Origin of the sequence: Nitrobacter sp., assembly GCF_047149785.1 — a bacterium.
Lineage (GTDB): Bacteria > Pseudomonadota > Alphaproteobacteria > Rhizobiales > Xanthobacteraceae > Nitrobacter.
In genome coordinates this window covers 1661914-1681261 of the sequence record NZ_BAAGBE010000001.1, presented here as the reverse complement: position 1 = coordinate 1681261, position 19348 = coordinate 1661914, and the positions used below count along the sequence as shown (strand labels likewise).

12 protein-coding genes and 1 tRNA gene are annotated in these 19348 nt (G+C 62.8%); 12 read left to right on the top strand and 1 reads right to left on the bottom strand.

Translation table 11 applies throughout. The features are described 5' to 3' along the window. Window positions 1-172 precede the first annotated feature (172 nt). The 12 genes from ACMDCM_RS07710 (at window position 173) to ACMDCM_RS07655 (ending at window position 17957) form a co-directional block, all read left to right on the top strand. Window positions 173-248, top strand: a tRNA-Trp gene (locus ACMDCM_RS07710). Window positions 249-519: 271 nt separating this feature from the next. After that, window positions 520-711, top strand: a complete 192-nt coding sequence (gene secE, locus ACMDCM_RS07705; RefSeq protein WP_412773013.1) for a preprotein translocase subunit SecE — start codon at window positions 520-522, stop codon at window positions 709-711. A gap of 38 nt (window positions 712-749) precedes the next feature. Further along, window positions 750-1280, top strand: coding sequence for a transcription termination/antitermination protein NusG (gene nusG, locus ACMDCM_RS07700; protein ID WP_009797155.1), 531 nt, complete (start codon window positions 750-752; stop codon window positions 1278-1280). Between the two features lie 180 nt (window positions 1281-1460). Beyond that, on the top strand, window positions 1461-1889 hold the full coding sequence (gene rplK, locus ACMDCM_RS07695; protein WP_079446311.1) for a 50S ribosomal protein L11: 429 nt from the start codon (window positions 1461-1463) through the stop codon (window positions 1887-1889). Between the two features lie 6 nt (window positions 1890-1895). Then, window positions 1896-2588: a 50S ribosomal protein L1 gene (rplA, locus tag ACMDCM_RS07690; protein WP_292695905.1), complete on the top strand. Its 693-nt coding sequence runs from the start codon at window positions 1896-1898 to the stop codon at window positions 2586-2588. 20 nt (window positions 2589-2608) lie between these two features. Continuing rightward, complete coding sequence (locus ACMDCM_RS07685) at window positions 2609-2797, top strand: hypothetical protein (RefSeq protein ID WP_412773012.1); 189 nt, start codon at window positions 2609-2611, stop codon at window positions 2795-2797. Between the two features lie 520 nt (window positions 2798-3317). Beyond that, a complete protein-coding gene (gene rplJ / locus ACMDCM_RS07680; RefSeq protein ID WP_412773011.1) occupies window positions 3318-3836 on the top strand; it encodes a 50S ribosomal protein L10 in 519 nt (172 codons plus the stop codon). A gap of 54 nt (window positions 3837-3890) precedes the next feature. Further along, window positions 3891-4268, top strand: coding sequence for a 50S ribosomal protein L7/L12 (gene rplL / locus ACMDCM_RS07675; protein WP_412773010.1), 378 nt, complete (start codon window positions 3891-3893; stop codon window positions 4266-4268). Window positions 4269-4954: 686 nt separating this feature from the next. Further along, a complete protein-coding gene (gene rpoB, locus ACMDCM_RS07670; RefSeq protein WP_412773009.1) occupies window positions 4955-9094 on the top strand; it encodes a DNA-directed RNA polymerase subunit beta in 4140 nt (1379 codons plus the stop codon). 172 nt (window positions 9095-9266) lie between these two features. Continuing rightward, the gene (gene rpoC / locus ACMDCM_RS07665) at window positions 9267-13466 is read left to right on the top strand and encodes a DNA-directed RNA polymerase subunit beta' (RefSeq protein WP_412773008.1); all 4200 of its coding nucleotides are present in this window, start codon (window positions 9267-9269) and stop codon (window positions 13464-13466) included. 296 nt (window positions 13467-13762) lie between these two features. After that, window positions 13763-15841, top strand: coding sequence for an FAD-dependent oxidoreductase (locus ACMDCM_RS07660; RefSeq protein WP_412773007.1), 2079 nt, complete (start codon window positions 13763-13765; stop codon window positions 15839-15841). 94 nt (window positions 15842-15935) lie between these two features. Next, window positions 15936-17957, top strand: coding sequence for an ABC transporter ATP-binding protein (locus ACMDCM_RS07655; protein ID WP_412773006.1), 2022 nt, complete (start codon window positions 15936-15938; stop codon window positions 17955-17957). A 148-nt stretch (window positions 17958-18105) separates the two neighbouring features. On the opposite strand, the gene ACMDCM_RS07650 is transcribed toward ACMDCM_RS07655, so the two are convergent. Then, window positions 18106-19302 carry an NAD(P)/FAD-dependent oxidoreductase gene (locus ACMDCM_RS07650; RefSeq protein WP_412773005.1) on the bottom strand — a complete coding sequence of 399 codons (1197 nt, stop codon included), beginning with the start codon at window positions 19300-19302 and terminating at the stop codon, window positions 18106-18108. Window positions 19303-19348: the final 46 nt, after the last annotated feature.

Here is a 19348-nt window from a genome sequence, read left to right as displayed (position 1 = left end):
GTCGACGATCGAGGCAATACGCCCCCATTCGCGGGTGATGGCAGTCGAAAGAGATAAGCAGATGAACGGGCCGAAACATCCGTCTCGTTGCGTTCGACTTTCTGATTCTCGATACGTCGACCCATTTTTAGGGCTGACGGGGCGTTTTGCGTTCGCTATAGAGGCACCCGCTAGGAGTGTAGCTCAATTGGTAGAGCACCGGTCTCCAAAACCGGGGGTCGCAGGTTCGAGCCCTGCCACTCCTGCCAGCTAATCCGTAGAAATATCCGTGTCTTGCGGCCGGCACCGCAGCACGTTGCTGAACGGCGCGTGGCAGGCCGTGCCCTTGACCTTTCCGGCCGAGGGCAGTAGATAGCGCCACCTGCTGTCGGCCCGATTTGACGGATATCCGACGCGGCATTGAATTTCCCGGACAGTCGAGCCCGCAGGGCGGCTACCCTCAAACAGAGGGGTGGGCGTGCGAGAGAGGCTGCCCGGATATTCGAACCCAGACCGGCAAACCAACGCGGATCATCGACGATGGCTTTCAGCCTGTTCAAATTCCTGCAGGAAGTACGCACCGAGACCGCGAAAGTCACCTGGCCGTCGCGCCGGGAGACCACGGTCACGACGATCATGGTGTTCCTGATGGTGGCGCTGGCGTCGATCTTCTTCTTTTTCTCGGATCAAATTATCCGCGTTTTCATCACGTTCGTGCTCGACTTTCATTAAATGACACAGCGCGAACGACACGCGCACGGAACTGAACCATGAGCATGCGCTGGTATATCGTCCACGCCTATTCGAATTTCGAAAAGAAGGTCTCGGAATCCATCCGCGAGCAGGCCAAGCAGCGCGGGCTTGAGGACCTTTTCGAGCAGGTGCTGGTGCCGACCGAGAAGGTCACGGAAGTCCGGCGCGGCCGCAAGGTCGATACCGAGCGCAAGTTCTTCCCGGGTTACGTGCTGGTGAAGATGAACCTCACCGACGAGGCGTTTCATCTCATCAAGAACACCCCGAAAGTCACGGGCTTCCTCGGCGCCGAGAACAAGCCGATGCCGATTTCGGAAGCCGAGGCCATGCGCATCATGCACCAGGTGCAGGAAGGCGTGGAGCGGCCCAAGGCGTCGGTGTCGTTCGAGATCGGCGAGAATGTCCGCGTGGCCGACGGCCCGTTCGCGTCGTTCTCCGGCGTGGTGGAGGAAATCGACGAGGCGCGCTCGCGCGTGAAGGTCGCGGTGTCGATCTTCGGTCGTGCGACGCCGGTGGAACTGGAGTTCGGTCAGGTCGAGAAGGTTTAGCCGTCATGCCCTGCCTCGTGCCGGGCATCCGCGTCTTTGAATTGGCGCGGAATGGTTGTGAAGACGTGGATGGCCGGGACAAGCCCGGCCATGACGTGCGGAAGGGATTTCCGCGGAAAGCCGTGGGAGGTGAGGGCGGTCGCCAGCCGTTCGAGCCGCAACCACCAACAGGAGTGACGCATGGCAAAGAAAGTGACCGGATACCTGAAATTGCAGGTGCCGGCCGGTGCGGCGAACCCGTCGCCGCCGATCGGCCCCGCGCTTGGTCAGCGCGGCCTCAACATCATGGAATTCTGCAAGGCGTTCAACGCCCAGACGCAGAAGGAAGAAAAGAACACGCCGATTCCGGTGGTGATTACGATCTACGCCGATCGTTCCTTCACCTTCGAGATGAAGACCCCGCCGATGTCCTACTTCCTCAAGCAGGCGGCGAAGATCCAGTCCGGCTCCAAGGCGCCGGGCCGTGATTCCGCCGGCAAGGTGACCAAGGCGCAGGTGCGCGAGATCGCCGAGAAGAAGATGAAGGACCTCAATTGCGACACCGTCGAATCGGCCATGAGCATGGTCGAGGGCTCCGCCCGCTCGATGGGCCTTCAGGTGGCGGAGTAACCAACCATGGCAACCGGAAAACGTTTGAAGAAGGCTCGCGAAGGCATTGATCGGGAGAAGCTTTATCCGATCGCCGAGGCCATCAAGCTGGTCAAGGAGCGCGCCAAATCGAAATTCGACGAGACCATCGAGATCGCGATGAACCTCGGCGTCGATCCGCGCCATGCCGACCAGATGGTGCGCGGCGTCGTCAGCCTGCCGAACGGCACCGGCCGCACGCTACGCGTCGGCGTGTTCGCGCGCGGCGCCAAGGCCGACGAAGCCAAGGCCGCTGGAGCCGACGTCGTCGGCGCGGAGGACCTCGTTGAAAAGGTGCAGGGCGGCACGATCGACTTCGATCGCTGCATCGCCACGCCGGACATGATGCCGCTGGTCGGCCGTTTGGGTAAGGTGCTCGGCCCGCGCGGCATGATGCCGAATCCGAAGATCGGCACCGTGACGATGGACGTCGCCGGCGCCGTGAAGGGCGCCAAGGGCGGTTCGGTGGAATTCCGCGTCGAGAAAGCCGGCATCGTGCAGGCCGGCATTGGCAAGGCGTCGTTCTCGGAGGAGAAACTCGTCGAGAATATCAAGGCGCTGGCGGACGCGGTGGCGAAGGCGAAGCCCGCCGGCGCCAAGGGCACCTATATCCAGCGCATCGCGGTGTCCTCGACCATGGGTCCGGGCGTCAAGGTCGAGCCGGGAACCGTGCTCGGCTGAGGCCGGGACCGCTGCGGCGAATGAAGGCGGGACTCGGAGTTTCCGGGCCCGCCTTTTTATTTGCGATGCCTGCGATGCCGACATCGCCTGCCGCGCCGTCCTTGGCGTCGCTGATGCTGGCCGATGCGGGATGCGATATTTTGTCCGGATCGAAGCTGGCCGGAAAATTGCATGATTTAGGACTTGGCAATGCAGCAAAGATTCGTTAAACACCGCGCTCCGGACGTGCTGGCTTGCGCTCGCATGTCCGTGTTCGCATTCCAAAAATCCAACGAGATAGGAGTCTTGCCTTCCCGCATGTCCATTCGGATGGTTCGGGAGGACGGGGCGTCAATTTTGCTGGGTCAACGGTGCGAACGGGGTCTTCGGTCGTCCCGTCAGGGACGACGTTGTCGACCTCATCCTGTCCGAGACTGCAGGCGCCCGAGGCAAACGCAAGTTAGTCCAACGGCTTAATTGCATGGCCTGCATAGACGGGTGAAGACCGGATTTCGCTTTCCGCGCTATGAGCGGAAGGCAGCAGATTGGGTTCGAACCTCGACACCCCGTGCTCTTTGGCCGTGAGGCCGCTGGAAGCGGGAGGGCAGGCTACTGAATGTCGTCACGCCCGGCGTGTCTTGAGACCGGTATCTCGAAGCCGGTCTCGGGATCAGGATCCGGGCTGGACGATGGGTATAACCCGGCGGTCCCAGCCTCGAGGCAAAGGCCGCCAAACGGAAAGAGCTTGCTGTGGAACGAGCGGCAAAAAAAGAAGCGGTCGAACAGCTCAACGAGACTTTCAAGTCTACGGGCGTCGCGATCGTTGCTCACTATTCCGGCCTCACGGTGGCCCAGATGCAGACCCTGCGCAAGCAGATGAAGCAGGCGGGCGCGTCGGTGAAGGTCTCGAAGAACCGTCTCGCCAAAATCGCTCTTGAAGGCACAGACGTCGTTGCCATCGGCGCCCTTTTGAAGGGCCCGACCGTGATCGCGACTTCCAGCGATCCGGTGGCGGCGCCGAAGGTCGCCGTCGAATTCGCCAAGACGAACGAGAACTTCGTCGTGCTCGGCGGCTCGATGGGCAAAACCGTGCTGGACGTGAACGGAGTGAAGGCGCTCGCCTCGCTGCCGTCACTCGACGAACTGCGCGGCAAGCTGGTCGGCCTTCTGGTCGCGCCGGCCACCAAGATCGCCCAGCTCTCGACGGCGCCCGCGGCCAAGCTCGCGCGCGTTGTCCAGGCCTATGCCTCTAAGGACGAAGCGGCGTAAGGCCCTTCGCAAGTCAAATCTGGTTCGAACCGAATACGTTAAAGGAATATATCGATGGCTGATCTGCAGAAGATTGTTGACGACCTCTCGGCGCTGACCGTGCTCGAGGCTGCCGAACTGGCGAAGCTGCTCGAGGAGAAGTGGGGCGTGTCGGCCGCCGCCGCCGTGGCTGTCGCGGCTGCGCCGGGCGCCGGCGGTGGCGCTCCGGCCGCCGAAGAGAAGACCGAGTTCACCGTCGTGCTCGCAGCCGCGGGCGACAAGAAGATCGAGGTCATCAAGGAAGTTCGCGCCATTACCGGCCTCGGCCTCAAGGAAGCCAAGGATCTGGTCGAAGGTGCGCCGAAGCCGGTCAAGGAAGGCGTTGCCAAGGACGAAGCCGAGAAGATCAAGGCCCAGCTCGAGAAGGCCGGCGCCAAGGTGGAATTGAAGTAATCACGGCGCAGCCGGCGATTACGAAATTCCATCCCCGGACAAGCGAGGCGGAGCCGAGCGCGATCCGGGGATCGGCCTCACCAAAGACGTGGATGGCCGGGTCAAGCCCGGCCATGACGAGGATGGAGAGGTTACTCCAGCGAAATCCGGGTCTCTTCGTCAATTCGGCGAGCGTAGCGAGACCTGTAGCGAGACCTGGGGATCGCCCCAAGACGTGGATGGCCGGGTCAAGCCCGGCCATGACGGGGGTGAGGGTGAACGGGATTTCCGGACGGGCGCAATCGCCCTCGCCGGGCACAGCCGCCGGGCCCGGGCTCGGTCTGTTGTACACAGAAAAGTGTGGAAATTCAGGGGAACGCCCCTCGAATCTCCACGATTGCCGTCCCATATCGGGTGGCAGCACGAAAGCACGGCGGATGGCGGGAACGGCGGCGTTCCTTCATAAGCCGTTGGGAGAGCAGCGATTTCGGGCTTTTTCGGTCCGTTTGGAGATGGTTTTGACGGGCTGGGTGTACGCATGCACCCAGCACGTCGTTTTGCGTTCTGCGAGCCTGGCGTTCCATTTCAGGATTCAAGTCCTGACATTTGAGTTCCGCTCTTGAGAGCGTTCAGAGATTCAACCCGGGGGCGACGTCGATCGCGCTTCGGAAGGTTTGCCCCTCCGGGCGACGAGATGAGAGGCCACGATGGTGCAGCAGACGTTCACCGGTCGCAAGCGGGTTCGCAAGTTCTTCGGGCATATCCGGGAAGTCGCCGAGATGCCGAACCTGATCGAGGTTCAGAAGGCGTCCTACGATCAGTTTCTGATGGTCGACGAACCGCCCGGCGGCCGGCTCGACGAGGGCCTGCAGGCGGTCTTCAAGTCGGTGTTTCCGATCAACGACTTTTCCGGCACCTCGCAGCTCGAATTCGTGCGCTACGAGTTCGAGGCGCCGAAGTACGACGTCGACGAGTGCCGCCAGCGCGGCATGACCTATGCCGCCCCGCTGAAGGTGACGCTGCGCCTCATCGTGTTCGATATCGACGAGGAAACCGGCGCGAAGTCGGTGAAGGACATCAAGGAGCAGGACGTCTACATGGGCGACATTCCGCTCATGACCATGAACGGCACCTTCGTCGTCAACGGCACCGAGCGCGTCATCGTCTCGCAGATGCATCGCTCGCCCGGCGTGTTCTTCGATCACGACAAGGGCAAGACCCATTCGTCCGGCAAGCTGCTGTTCGCCGCGCGCGTCATTCCCTATCGCGGCTCGTGGCTCGACATCGAGTTCGACGCCAAGGACATCGTGTTCGCGCGCATCGACCGCCGCCGCAAGATTCCGGTGACGTCGCTGATGTTCGCCCTCGGCCTCGACGGCGAGGAGATCCTGAGCACGTTCTACAAGAAGATCATCTACAAGCGCGCCAAGTCCGGCGGCAATCCGGAAGGCTGGCGCGTGCCCTACGACCCGGTGCGCTTCCGCGGCTATTCCACGTTGAACGACCTGATCGACGCCGACACCGGCAAGGTCGTGCTCGAGGCCGGCAAGAAGCTCACGGTCCGCGCCGCCCGCCTTCTCCAGGAGAAGGGGCTGAAGGCGCTGCGCATGAGCGACGAGGAGCTGGTCGGCATGTATCTCGCCGAGGACCTCGTCAATCCGAAGACCGGCGAAATCTACGCCGAGGCCGGCGAGGAATTGACCGAGAAGTCGATGAAGGCGCTGAACGAGCAGGGCTACAAGGAGTTGCCGCTGCTCGACATCGACCATGTCAACGTCGGTCCCTACATTCGCAACACGCTTTCCGCCGACAAGAACATGACGCGCGAGGATGCGCTGTTCGACATCTACCGGGTGATGCGCCCGGGCGAGCCGCCGACGCTGGATTCGGCGCAGAACATGTTCCAGTCGCTGTTCTTCGACAGCGAGCGCTATGACCTGTCCGCGGTCGGCCGGGTCAAGATGAACATGCGCCTCGACCTCGACGCGCCGGACACCTATCGCACCTTGCGCAAGGAAGACATCCTCGCCGTCATCAAGACGCTGGTCGACTTGCGCGACGGCAAGGGCGAGATCGACGACATCGACCATCTCGGCAACCGCCGCGTGCGTTCGGTCGGCGAGCTGATGGAAAACCAGTATCGCGTCGGCCTGTTGCGCATGGAGCGCGCCATCAAGGAGCGAATGTCCTCGGTCGATATCGACACCGTGATGCCGCAGGACCTGATCAACGCCAAGCCCGCGGCGGCAGCCGTGCGCGAGTTCTTCGGCTCCTCGCAGCTCTCGCAGTTCATGGACCAGACGAATCCGCTCAGCGAGATCACCCACAAGCGGCGGCTCTCTGCGCTCGGACCGGGCGGCCTGACCCGCGAGCGCGCCGGCTTCGAGGTGCGCGACGTGCATCCGACGCATTACGGTCGCATCTGCCCGATCGAGACGCCGGAAGGTCCGAACATCGGCCTCATCAACTCGCTGGCGACGTTCGCGCGCGTCAACAAATACGGCTTCGTCGAGACGCCCTATCGCAAGGTGAAGGACGGCCGCGTCACCGACGAGGTGGTCTATCTCTCCGCGATGGAGGAGGGCCGCTATCACGTCGCGCAGGCCAACCTGCCGCTCGACAACCGCGGCCGCTTCACTGAGGACCTCGTGGTCTGCCGCCATTCCGGCGAGGTGCTGCCGGTGACGCCGGACAAGGTCGACTTCATGGACGTGTCGCCGAAGCAGCTCGTCTCGGTCGCCGCTGCGCTGATCCCGTTCCTGGAGAACGACGACGCCAACCGCGCGCTGATGGGCTCGAACATGCAGCGTCAGGCGGTGCCGCTGGTGCGCGCCGAGGCGCCGTTCGTCGGCACCGGCATGGAAGGCGTGGTCGCCCGCGACTCGGGCGCTGCGATCGCGGCGCGCCGCTCCGGCGTGATCGACCAGATCGACGCCACCCGCGTCGTCATCCGCGCGACGGAAGATCTCGACCCGACCAAGTCGGGCGTCGATATCTATCGTCTCATGAAGTACCAGCGCTCCAACCAGTCGACCTGCATCAACCAGCGTCCGCTGGTGAAGGTCGGCGACATCGTCAGGAAAGGCGACATCATCGCCGACGGTCCCTCGACCGATCTCGGCGAGCTTGCGCTCGGCCGCAACGTGCTGGTCGCGTTCATGCCGTGGAACGGCTACAACTTCGAGGACTCGATCCTGCTTTCCGAGCGGATCGTCAAGGAGGACGTCTTCACCTCGATCCATATCGAGGAATTCGAGGTGATGGCCCGCGACACCAAGCTGGGGCCCGAGGAAATCACCCGCGACATTCCGAACGTCTCCGAAGAGGCGCTGAAGAACCTCGACGAGGCCGGCATCGTCTACATCGGCGCGGAAGTGCGCGCCGGCGACATCCTGGTCGGCAAGATCACGCCGAAGGGCGAGAGCCCGATGACGCCCGAAGAAAAACTCTTGCGCGCGATCTTCGGCGAGAAGGCCTCCGACGTCCGCGACACCTCGCTTCGCGTGCCTCCGGGCGTGCAGGGCACGATCGTGGAAGTGCGCGTGTTCAACCGTCACGGCGTCGACAAGGACGAGCGCGCGCTGGCGATCGAGCGCGAGGAAATCGAGCGTCTTGCCAAGGACCGTGACGACGAGCAGGCGATTCTCGATCGCAACGTCTACGGCCGCCTCGCTGACCTTCTCGAGAACCGTCAGGGCATTGCCGGTCCCAAAGGTTTCAAGAAGGACACCAAGATCACCAAGTCGGTGCTCGAGGAACATCCGAAGTCGCAGTGGTGGCTGTTCGCCTCGCCGAACGACAAGCTGATGGCCGAGATCGAGGCCATGCGCAAGCAGTACGACGAGTCGAAGAAGGGCCTCGAACAGCGCTTCCTCGACAAGGTCGAGAAGCTGCAGCGCGGCGACGAACTGCCGCCCGGCGTGATGAAGATGGTCAAGGTCTTCGTCGCGGTGAAGCGCAAGATCCAGCCGGGCGACAAGATGGCGGGCCGTCACGGCAACAAGGGTGTGGTGTCGAAGATCGTTCCGATCGAGGACATGCCGTTCCTCGAGGACGGCACCCATGCCGACATCGTGCTCAACCCGCTCGGCGTGCCCTCGCGCATGAACGTCGGCCAGATTCTCGAAACGCATCTCGGCTGGGCCTGTGCGGGCCTCGGCAGGCGGATCGGGCAGGCCGTCGATGCCTATCTCGCCAGCGCGAAGCAGGAAACCAAGCCGCTGAAGGAGACGCTCAAGAAGGTCTACGGCGACAACGAGACCATCAAGTCGCTCAACGATCATGAGCTCGTCGAACTCGGCCGCAATCTCAGCCGCGGCGTGCCGATCGCGACGCCGGTGTTCGACGGCGCCAAGGAAACCGACATCGAGCAGATGCTCGAACTGGCGGGCATGGACAAGTCGGGCCAGTCCACCGTCTATGACGGACGGACCGGCGACCCGTTCGATCGCAAGGTGACGGTGGGCTACATCTACATGCTCAAGCTGCATCACCTCGTGGACGACAAGATCCACGCGCGCTCGATCGGGCCTTACTCGCTCGTCACCCAGCAGCCGCTGGGCGGCAAGGCGCAGTTCGGCGGCCAGCGTTTCGGCGAAATGGAGGTGTGGGCGCTGGAGGCTTACGGCGCGGCGTACACGCTCCAGGAAATGCTGACGGTGAAGTCGGACGACGTCGCCGGCCGCACCAAGGTCTATGAGGCCATCGTGCGCGGCGACGACACCTTCGAGGCCGGCATTCCGGAATCGTTCAACGTGCTGGTCAAGGAAATGCGCTCGCTGGGCCTCAATGTCGATCTGCACAATTCCAAGATCGGCGGCGCGACGCCTGCGGAGGCGGCGGAGTAACGCTTGTTTCCACCTCTCCCGCTTGCGGGGGAGGTCGCCGGACGAATGTCCGGCGGGTGGGGGCTCTGGCAGTCGGCTCCCTCCCTAACCCTCCCCCGCAAGCGGGAGAGGGAACAGGCCCAGATTTAACCGACCCGCGGAGTTTCGCTCCAACGGTGTCGAGGAGAATACCATGAACCAAGAGATCATGAATCTTTTCAACCCGACGACCCCGGCCCAGGTCTTCGACCAGATCCGGATTTCGATCGCGTCGCCGGAGAAGATTCTGTCGTGGTCCTACGGCGAGATCAAGAAGCCGGAGACCATCAACTACCGCACCTTCAAGCCGGAGCGCGACGGCCTGTTCTGCGCTCGCATCTTCGGGCCGATCAAGGACTACGAATGCCTGTGCGGCAAGTACAAGCGGATGAAGTACAAGGGCATCATCTGCGAGAAGTGCTCGGTGGAGGTGACGCTGTCGCGCGTGCGGCGCGAGCGCATGGGCCACATCGAGCTGGCCGCGCCGGTTGCTCACATCTGGTTTCTGAAGTCGCTGCCCTCGCGCATCGGCCTTCTGCTCGACATGACGCTGAAGGACCTCGAGCGGATTCTCTACTTCGAATACTACGTCGTTCTCGAGCCGGGCCTCACCGCGCTCAAGGACCGGCAGTTGCTGTCGGAAGAGGAATATCTCCGCGCGCAGGACGAATACGGCCAGGACTCGTTCACCGCCATGATCGGCGCCGAAGCGATCCGCGAACTGCTGAAGGGACTTGAGCTCGAAAAGCTCGAAGCGGAACTGCGCGCCGAGATGCAGGCGACGGAGTCCGACATCAAGCACAAGAAGCTCGCCAAGCGGTTGAAGATTGTCGAAGCCTTCCGCTTCTCCGGCAACAAGCCGGAGTGGATGATCCTCACCGTGGTGCCGGTGATTCCGCCGGACCTGCGTCCGCTGGTGCCGCTCGATGGCGGCCGCTTCGCCACCTCCGACCTCAACGACCTGTATCGCCGCGTCATCAACCGCAACAACCGCCTGAAGCGGCTGATGGAGCTTCGCGCGCCCGACATCATCATCCGCAACGAGAAGCGCATGTTGCAGGAAGCGGTCGATGCGCTGTTCGACAACGGCCGCCGCGGCCGCGTCATCACCGGCGCCAACAAGCGTCCGCTGAAGTCGCTCGCCGATATGCTGAAGGGCAAGCAGGGGCGCTTCCGCCAGAACCTGCTCGGCAAGCGCGTCGATTATTCCGGCCGCTCGGTCATCGTCGTCGGCCCCGAACTGAAGCTGCACCAGTGCGGCCTGCCGAAGAAGATGGCGCTGGAGCTGTTCAAGCCGTTCATCTATTCGCGGCTCGACGCCAAGGGCCTGTCCACCACGGTGAAGCAGGCGAAGAAGCTGGTCGAGAAGGAGCGTCCCGAGGTCTGGGATATCCTCGACGAGGTGATCCGCGAACATCCGGTGCTGCTGAACCGCGCGCCGACGCTGCATCGTCTCGGCATCCAGGCGTTCGAGCCGGTGCTGATCGAGGGCAAGGCGATCCAGCTTCACCCGCTGGTCTGCGCCGCCTTCAACGCCGACTTCGACGGCGACCAGATGGCCGTGCACGTTCCGCTGTCGCTGGAAGCGCAGTTGGAAGCGCGCGTGCTGATGATGTCGACCAACAATATCCTGCATCCGGCGAACGGCCAGCCGATCATCGTGCCCAGCCAGGACATCGTGCTCGGTCTCTATTATCTCTCGATCATGCGCGAGGGCCTGCCCGGCGAAGGCAAGGTGTTCGGCGACATGGCCGAGCTGGAGCACGCGCTGTATTCCAAGGTCATCCACCTGCACACCAGGATCAAGTATCGCTGGGATGTGATCGGCGAGGATGGCGAGCAGACCAAGCGCCTGATCGAAACCACCGCCGGCCGCGTCATGCTCGGCCAGGTGCTGCCGAAGTCGCCGAAGATCCCGTTCGACGTCATCAACAAGCTGATGACCAAGCGGGAAATCTCGGGCGTGATCGATCAGGTCTATCGCCACTGCGGTCAGAAGGAGACCGTGATCTTCTGCGACCGGATCATGGCGCTCGGCTTCTACAACGCGTTCAAGGCCGGCATTTCGTTCGGCAAGGACGACATGGTCGTTCCGCACGGCAAGTGGAAGATCGTCGATACCACGCGCACGCTGGCGAAGGATTTCGAGCAGCAATACAACGACGGCCTGATCACCCATGGCGAGAAGTACAACAAGGTCGTCGACGCCTGGTCCAAGGCGACGGAAGAAATCGCCAAGGAGATGATGAAGGAGATCTCGGCGGTCAAGAAAAGCTCCAAGGGCGTCGAGGCGCAGGTCAACTCGATCTACATGATGGCGCATTCGGGCGCGCGCGGTTCGCCGGCCCAGATGCGCCAGCTCGCCGGCATGCGCGGCCTGATGGCCAAGCCCTCGGGCGAGATCATCGAGACGCCGATCATCTCCAACTTCAAGGAGGGGCTGTCGGTTCTCGAATACTTCAACTCGACCCACGGCGCCCGCAAGGGCCTTGCGGACACCGCGTTGAAGACCGCGAATTCGGGCTACCTGACCCGCCGTCTGGTCGACGTCGCGCAGGACTGCATCATCACGCAGGACGACTGCGGCACCAAGCTCGGCATCAAGATGCGCGCCATCGTCGACGCCGGCACGGTCGTGGCGTCGCTGGGATCGCGTATCCTGGGCCGCACGGCGTGCGAGGACATTCGCGATCCTGCGAGCAACAAGGTGCTGGTCAAGCGCAACACCTTGATGGAGGAAAGCCATGTCGACCAGATCTCGAAGGCCGGCATCCAGGAGGTCAAGATCCGCTCGGCGCTGACCTGCGAACTGGTCAACGGCATCTGCGGCAAGTGCTACGGCCGCGATCTGGCCCGCGGCACGCCGGTCAATCACGGCGAGGCGGTCGGCGTCATCGCGGCGCAGTCGATCGGCGAGCCCGGCACGCAGCTCACGATGCGCACGTTCCACATCGGCGGCGCGGCGCAGATTAACGAGCAGTCGGTGATCGAGTCGAACTTCGACGGCAAGATCACGATCAGGAACAGGGCGATCGCGAGAAACGGCGAGGGTCATCTGGTTGCGATGGTGCGCAACATGGTTGTCGCGGTGGTCGATGCGGACGGCACCGAGCGGGCGACGCACCGTATCCAGTATGGCGCGCGCATGCATGTCGACGAGGGCGACACCGTCAAGCGCGGCCAGCGCATCGCAGAGTGGGATCCGTACACCCGGCCGGTTCTGACCGAGGTGGAGGGCACCATCGGATTCGAGGACCTGATCGAAGGTCAGTCGATCTCCGAAACGCTCGACGAATCGACCGGTATCGCCAAGCGCATCGTCATCGACTGGCGCGGTACGCGCGGCGGAGCCGATCTGCGCCCGGCCATCGTGATCAAGGGCAAGGACGGCAAGGTGCTGAAGCTGCCCCGTGGCGGCGATGCCCGCTACATGCTGTCGGTCGATGCGATTCTGTCGGTCGACGTCGGCGCCAAGGTGAAGCCCGGCGACATCCTTGCGCGTATCTCGACCGAGAGCGCCAAGACACGCGACATCACCGGCGGTCTGCCGCGGGTGGCCGAACTGTTCGAGGCCCGCAGGCCGAAGGACGCGGCCATCATAGCGGAAATCGCCGGCACCATCCGGTTCGGCCGCGACTACAAGAACAAGCGCCGCATCTCCATCGAGCCGGCCGACAAGGAAGAGGAGGCTCGCGAGTATCTCATTCCGAAGGGCAAGCACATCCATCTGCAGGATGGCGACATCGTCGAGAAGGGTGACTTCATCGTCGAAGGCAACCCTGCGCCGCACGACATTCTGGCGATCAAGGGCATCGAGGAACTCGCTGCCTATCTGGTCAACGAAATCCAGGAGGTCTACCGGTTGCAGGGCGTGCTCATCAACGACAAGCACATCGAGGTGATTGTCCGTCAGATGCTGCAGAAGGTCGAGATTACCGATCAGGGCGAGACCGACATGATCTCGGGCGAGCAGATCGACAAGATCGAGTTCGACCGGCTCAACGCCAAGGCCAAGGAAGAGGGCAAGAAGGTCGCGTCGGGGACGCCGGTTCTGCTCGGCATCACCAAGGCGAGCCTGCAGACCCGTTCGTTCTTCTCGGCGGCGTCGTTCCAGGAGACCACGCGCGTGCTCACCGAGGCCGCGGTCAACGGCAAGGTGGATCCGCTCGAGGGTCTCAAGGAAAACGTCATCGTCGGCCGGCTGATCCCGGCAGGGACCGGCGCGTCGATGGCCAAGATCCGCGAAGTCGCGGTCAAGCGCGACAAGCTGATTCTCGACGAACGCGAGAAGCAGGCGGCGATCGTGCCGTCCGCGCCGGAAGCCGAACCGCTTGCGCTTCCGCCCGCGGAGTAGAAAACGTATGATTTTATGCTGAAAAGGGCCGGTCTAACCGGCCCTTTTTTTCGTTGCGCGGCGTCCGACGGGCTTTTTTCGGCGGGGTTCGGTTTGTTCATCTTCCCTTCATGTGGAAAGGGCTTTTCCTAAGGCAGCCTCCAGACTCAGATCAGACACGGCTGCAGGTAAAAGCGAGGAATGGGGAAGCTGACGCTTCCTCCATTAGAGGAGCTGTGCTGGCCTCGTTCGCCGGCTCTGAGGAAAGGCTGGGCCGGGGCCGCGAAAGCGCCAGGCGCGGATGTCGAAAGAAGAAAATGCTTGATCTCGCAATTGTTGGTGGCGGCCCTGGCGGATTGATGAGCGCCTGGCACCTCAGGAAAAAGCTCGGAGAACTGTGTCGCGTCACCATCTTCGAGGCTTCCGACCGCCTCGGGGGCAAGCTGCTGACCCGCAAGTTCGAGGCCGCGCCGGCAATGTACGAGGCGGGAGTTGCGGAGATCTACGACTACTCGATGACGGGGCCGGACCCGCTGCGCGAACTGATCCAGCATTTCGGATTGCAGACGATTCCGATGGATGCCGGGCAGGTGCAACTCGACGGCGAACTCCTCGACGACGTTCCCGGCATGCGCCGCAAATACGGGGCGCGAACCGCCGACGCCATCGAGGCCTTTCGCAAGCGTTGCACCGAGATGATGTCGCCGATCGCGTATTATGAAGGCGCACGAGACAACGAGCATCCCTGGGCGTTCATGACGGCGGAGGAACTGCTCGACAAGGAGATTGCTGACCCCGTCGCCAGACGCTTCTTCAAGGTGATGGCGCGCTCCGATATCGCCACCGAGAGCCACAACACCAACGGACTGAATGCGCTCAAGAACTTCGTGATGGATGTGGACGGCTATATCGGCCTGTATTCGATCCAGAATGGCAACGAGCAGTTGATCGACTGCCTGAAGTCGGAGGTCGATGCCGACATCCAGCTCAATCACCGCGTCCTCAAGGTCGGCAAGACGCCGGGCGGCCGTTATCAGCTCAACATGATGAACGGCAAGGGACCGGAGACCCGCGACTTCGATCTCGTCATCATGTGCCTGCCCCATAGCTGGCTCGCGACGGTCGGGTGGGACGGCGAGCAGTTGCGCAAGTCGATGGTCAGGCACGTCGCCTACTTCGACCGGCCGGCGCATTACCTGCGCGTGTCGGTGCTGTTCGACGAACCGTTCTGGGGCGAGAAGATTTCAGGCGCGTGGTTCATGTCCGAAGCCTTCGGCGGCTGCTGTGTTTACAACGAAGGCGCGCGGCACGACGTCGGCCGTCATGGCGTGCTGAATTGGCTGATCGCCGGCTCCGACGCGCTGGCGTTCGCGAACATCAGTGACAGGGAGCTGATCGAAACGGCGCTGAAGTCGCTCCCGGCTTCGCTCGGCAACGCACGCGCGCATTTCCTCGAAGGCAAGATCCATCGCTGGATGTCGTCGGTCAACGCGATTCCCGGCGGTCTTCCCGCGCGGGACGTCATGACCAACCATCGGCCCGAGCCGAAGGAGCATCCGGGGCTTGTGCTGGTCGGCGACTACCTGTTCGATTCGACGCTCAATGGCCTGCTGGATTCATCGGATGCGGCGACCGACATCGTCGTCACCGAGATGATGAAACTCCGCCGCGCCCGCGGCCGGACCGACGCCAACGCATTCGACCGGATCAATCGCGATTACTTCGCCAACTATCGCGGTCTCGGCCCTTATCGTGAGGTCTGGCAGCAGTTCAGCGATCCGGATTTCCTGGTCGAGATGATCCGGGTCGCCTGGCACAGGACGACGGACTGCAAGCTGCTGGTGGCAGGCTCGGCGAGTGGTGAACTGGTCGGCGCGCTGCGCGACCGCGGCATCGATGCCGTCGGCATCGAGAACAACCGCGCCATCCATGCGATGACGCCAACGGCGCTGAAGGCGTTTAACCTGTCGGGCTCGATTCTCGATATGCCCTTCGCGGACGGACAGTTCGATTTCGTCTACGAAACGAGCCTGTGCCATGTTCCGGAATCCCGGACGTTGCGGGCGGTTCGCGAACTGAACCGCGTCATTAAAACCGGACTGATTTTCGGCTCCGTCACCTCCGACATGGAGCCGGCGCTGATCGACCGCTACGATCTGCTGCGCGGCGTCAAGAAGCTCGGTACCTGGTGGGAATGGTCGGAGATCTTTTTCAACAATGGTTTCGACCTTTCCATGAATCGCAACGATTGCACTGCCGAATTGTGGACGGTTGCCAATGCAGCCAACAAGGGTCCGGGTCAGTGGTACGCGGATTCCGACAGCTTGCGATATTCCCTGTTCGACAAAGTAGGGTACGACGGCGACGGGGATTTGACCCGTCATTCCGGCGAGTGATGGGCCGGTTGCGGCGAATTGCTCCGGCAGTCTAAGCCGCCGCTTTCAATCGAATTCAACGGCCGAACGGGCCGTCCTGCAACGGTGAACCTACGTGCCCAAGGCACAGCCGACCAACGACGATTTCTCCGCTCTCGAGGATGCGGCGAAAGTGTTGAGCGAGACCTCTCCCGGCAACGGCGGATCGGCGGCCGAGTCTCGCTCAACTCCGCGCAACGTCGTTCCCGAAGCGCGTCTGCGGGCGCGCATCGAGGACGACGAAGACGTCGATGATGTTGAGGACGCGGACGACGAACCCGACCTCGACGATGATGACGACGAAGATCTATCCGTCTATACGGCGCGCGAGGCTGCCGGCGCGATCGCGACGGTCTATCGGTTCATTCGGCCGCTGCTCGGCAACTATCGAAAGGCGCTTGCCTTCGTCGGATTCGGCCTGCTGGTGGAGACGCTGTTCAACGTCATCATGCCGCTGAGTCTCAAGTTTCTGATCGACGATGCGCTCGGCGAGGAGGATTTCGGCGTCCTGATCCGGATTCTGTCGGCGCTCGCCGTCGCCGGCGTCATCACCTCGCTGATCTCGATCTGGTATGAACGCTGGGACGCCCGGCTATCGTCGTCCGTCATCTCGGATGTCCGGCTCCGGCTGTTCAATCACGTGCAGGATCTGCCGTCGGCTTTTTTTGCGCGAACAAAGCGGGGCGAAATTCTCTCACGCTTCTCCGTCGATCTCTCGGCGTTCGAAGGCGCCATGGAGTCCACGGTCAACACGGGACTGCTGCCAGCGATGGAACTGGTGGCAGGCATCGTCCTGATGCTGTTCCTGAGTTGGCAGCTCGCGGTGGTCGCGTTGCTGATCTTTCCGATCACGCTGATCGGGCCGCGCTTCCTGACGCCGAAGGCGGTGCAGGCGAACTACGAGCAGAAGGTCAACGAGTCGGCGATCCTCGGCGTGGTCCAGGAGAACATCGCCGCGCAGGCTCTGGTCAAGGCCTTCAGCCTGCAGCGCCGCGCCCGCGGCTGGTTCACCGTACGCAACGAGGAGACCCGGAAGAAGATCGCATCCTCAACGTTCCTGTCGAGCATGGTCGAGCGCTCCGTCACGATCGCCGTGCTGCTGCTGCATCTCGTCGTCCTCGGCATCGGCGGCTATCTCGCGACCAGCGGCCAGATCACGATCGGAACGTTCGTGACGTTTGAAAGCGCGTTCTGGGAAATCTCATACAATATCGCCCATCTGATGTCCTATGTGCCGGTTTCGATCCAGGCCGCGGCCGCCGTGCGCCACATGCAGGAACTGCTCGACGAACCGACGCGCGGCGCCGATCGCCCTGGCGCGCCCGACCTGCCGCGCATTACCCACGACATTACCTTCGATCGCGTGACCTTTCGATATGAGGACGCCGAGACACCGGTTCTCGACAACCTCAGTCTCAGGCTCGATGTCGGAAAGCGCATCGCGATCGTCGGGCCGAGCGGCTCCGGCAAGAGCACGCTGCTCAACCTGATCCTGCGCCTCTACGTGCCGGACGACGGCCGCGTCACCATCGACGGCCTCGATACCCGCAAGGTGACGCGCGAGTCGCTGCGATCGAGCATGGCGATCGTGTTTCAGGAGAACATGCTGTTCAACATGTCGATCCGCGAAAACATTCGCTTGGGCAAGGAAGACGCAAGCGACGCGGAAGTCGTGGCCGCGGCGAAGAAGGCCGAGATTCATCGCTTCATCATGAGCCTGCCCCGGCGCTACGATACTGTCGTCGGCGAGCGCGGCGATACGCTGTCGGGCGGCCAGCGCCAGCGCATAGCGATTGCGCGCGCGATCGTTCGCGATCCCTCGATCCTGTTGCTCGACGAGGCGACCTCCGCGCTCGACCAGATCACCGAAGCCGCGATCAATCGCACGCTTCTCAGGGCGGCCAGGGGACGAACCATGATCTTCTCGACCCATCGCCTGACCTCGGTCGTCGATATGGACGAGATCATCGTCATCAGCAGCGGTCGGGCGGTCGAGCGTGGGTCCCACGCGGAGTTGATCAGGGCCAACGGCCTCTACCGCAAGCTCTGGGACGATCAGAGCCATCGGCATGACGACGCGCATCATGAAGATGCATAGCGCGCCGGCTGCGCGCAGCAGTGCGATCGGAACTATGATGTTTTCGCGCGAACCGGGATCCATTCCCCGGTCGAGCCCCCGGGCATCCTTCGCTCGGAAACGCTATGAGGCCCTATTCCGCCGGGGAAGGCCGATCCCGCCTGATCGCTCAGGCGAGCCTGCCCTCGTGGGAATTGGTACGCGACATCGATGCGGCCGGCAGCATGCCGGATTTCTCGCTCGAACGTGTTAGGCCCCGGGCCAGCCGCCCGACGAAGCGCGCCCACCGGCGTATACGCCACGTCAGGCCATTGTCGATCGACAGCGAGCGCAGGTGCCAGGCTTTCGCGGTCGACCATGCATCGCATTCCGTCTTCACCGGATCGTCATAGAACATATCGATCTTGGCGCGGTCCATGCGTTCGGTCGCGAGCCAGTTCGGGATATGGACGTTGCAAAGCCGCTCGACGTCGGTGAACACCTTGTCGGTTCCCGTGCCCGCGGCCGGGCACGATGTCGCGAAAGCGTCGCCGACAAGAACGACGCCGGCTTGCCGGTGATTTTCCGTGACGTACAGGTCCGCCGGCCGGATCTTGATCGGCCCGACAACCTTGAAGTCGCCGGCCATGCGGTCGAGGCCCGGCATCATCGCGCGCATCGTCGCTTCGGGGTTCTCGCGAAATTTGCGGAACCAGATGTCGTCCGTGGGTCGATAGACCATCATGTTCGCCCGCATCGTGCTGCCGATCGGAAACAGCGTCAGATAGGCCAAACGGTCGGCCACGCGCCTCGGCCAGTAGGTCAGGGCCGGAAAGGGCAGCGTCGGGCGGCCGACCGGAGCGACGTCGAACCCCAGCGTCACGGAATGACACTCGCTGATGACGCGCCGCTGAAGGCCGAGCATGTGGCGCAGGCTGATGCTGAGGCCGTTCGCGAGCACGATCAGCCGCGCGGAAATCTCTTCGCCGTCCGCCAGCACCACGCACTGGCGTTCGTCGCTGGTGGCGACTTCAACGGCCTTGGTGTAAAGAATTTCCACGCCGGGCGGGATTTGCGCCCGCATGGTGTTGACAAGCGTGTCGTACATCACGCCGTGCTGGTCGCTGGGTCTTTTCGCGACAACGAAGCCGAACCGCGCTTCCCAGACCTCGCCATCGAGGGTCGTTGCGCGCAGTATCTCTTCATCCAGGCCGGTTCGGCGCAGTCGTGGAAGTTGAGTGCCGCCAAGCTTTTCGCAGCGCAGGTCGGCTGGGTAAGCCGCGTGCGGATCGATCATGATCGCGGCAATTCCTGCGCGGCCCAGCATCGCGGCAGCGGTCGCGCCGGCCAATCCGCCGCCAACGATCGCGATGTCCGTGTAACGCATGAATTCGTCCTTGTTCCGCGGGTCGATCATTGCGCCGAAAAAGCAA

Coding starts and splice junctions, on each gene's coding strand:
- rplK (WP_079446311.1), top strand. CDS start 1,461: ATGGCAAAGAAAGTGACCGGATACCTGAAATTGCAGGTGCCGGCCGGT.
- ACMDCM_RS07660 (WP_412773007.1), top strand. CDS start 13,763: ATGCTTGATCTCGCAATTGTTGGTGGCGGCCCTGGCGGATTGATGAGC.
- rplL (WP_412773010.1), top strand. CDS start 3,891: ATGGCTGATCTGCAGAAGATTGTTGACGACCTCTCGGCGCTGACCGTG.
- nusG (WP_009797155.1), top strand. CDS start 750: ATGAGCATGCGCTGGTATATCGTCCACGCCTATTCGAATTTCGAAAAG.
- rpoB (WP_412773009.1), top strand. CDS start 4,955: ATGGTGCAGCAGACGTTCACCGGTCGCAAGCGGGTTCGCAAGTTCTTC.
- secE (WP_412773013.1), top strand. CDS start 520: ATGGCTTTCAGCCTGTTCAAATTCCTGCAGGAAGTACGCACCGAGACC.
- rplA (WP_292695905.1), top strand. CDS start 1,896: ATGGCAACCGGAAAACGTTTGAAGAAGGCTCGCGAAGGCATTGATCGG.
- rpoC (WP_412773008.1), top strand. CDS start 9,267: ATGAACCAAGAGATCATGAATCTTTTCAACCCGACGACCCCGGCCCAG.
- ACMDCM_RS07650 (WP_412773005.1), bottom strand. CDS start 19,302: ATGCGTTACACGGACATCGCGATCGTTGGCGGCGGATTGGCCGGCGCG.
- ACMDCM_RS07685 (WP_412773012.1), top strand. CDS start 2,609: ATGAAGGCGGGACTCGGAGTTTCCGGGCCCGCCTTTTTATTTGCGATG.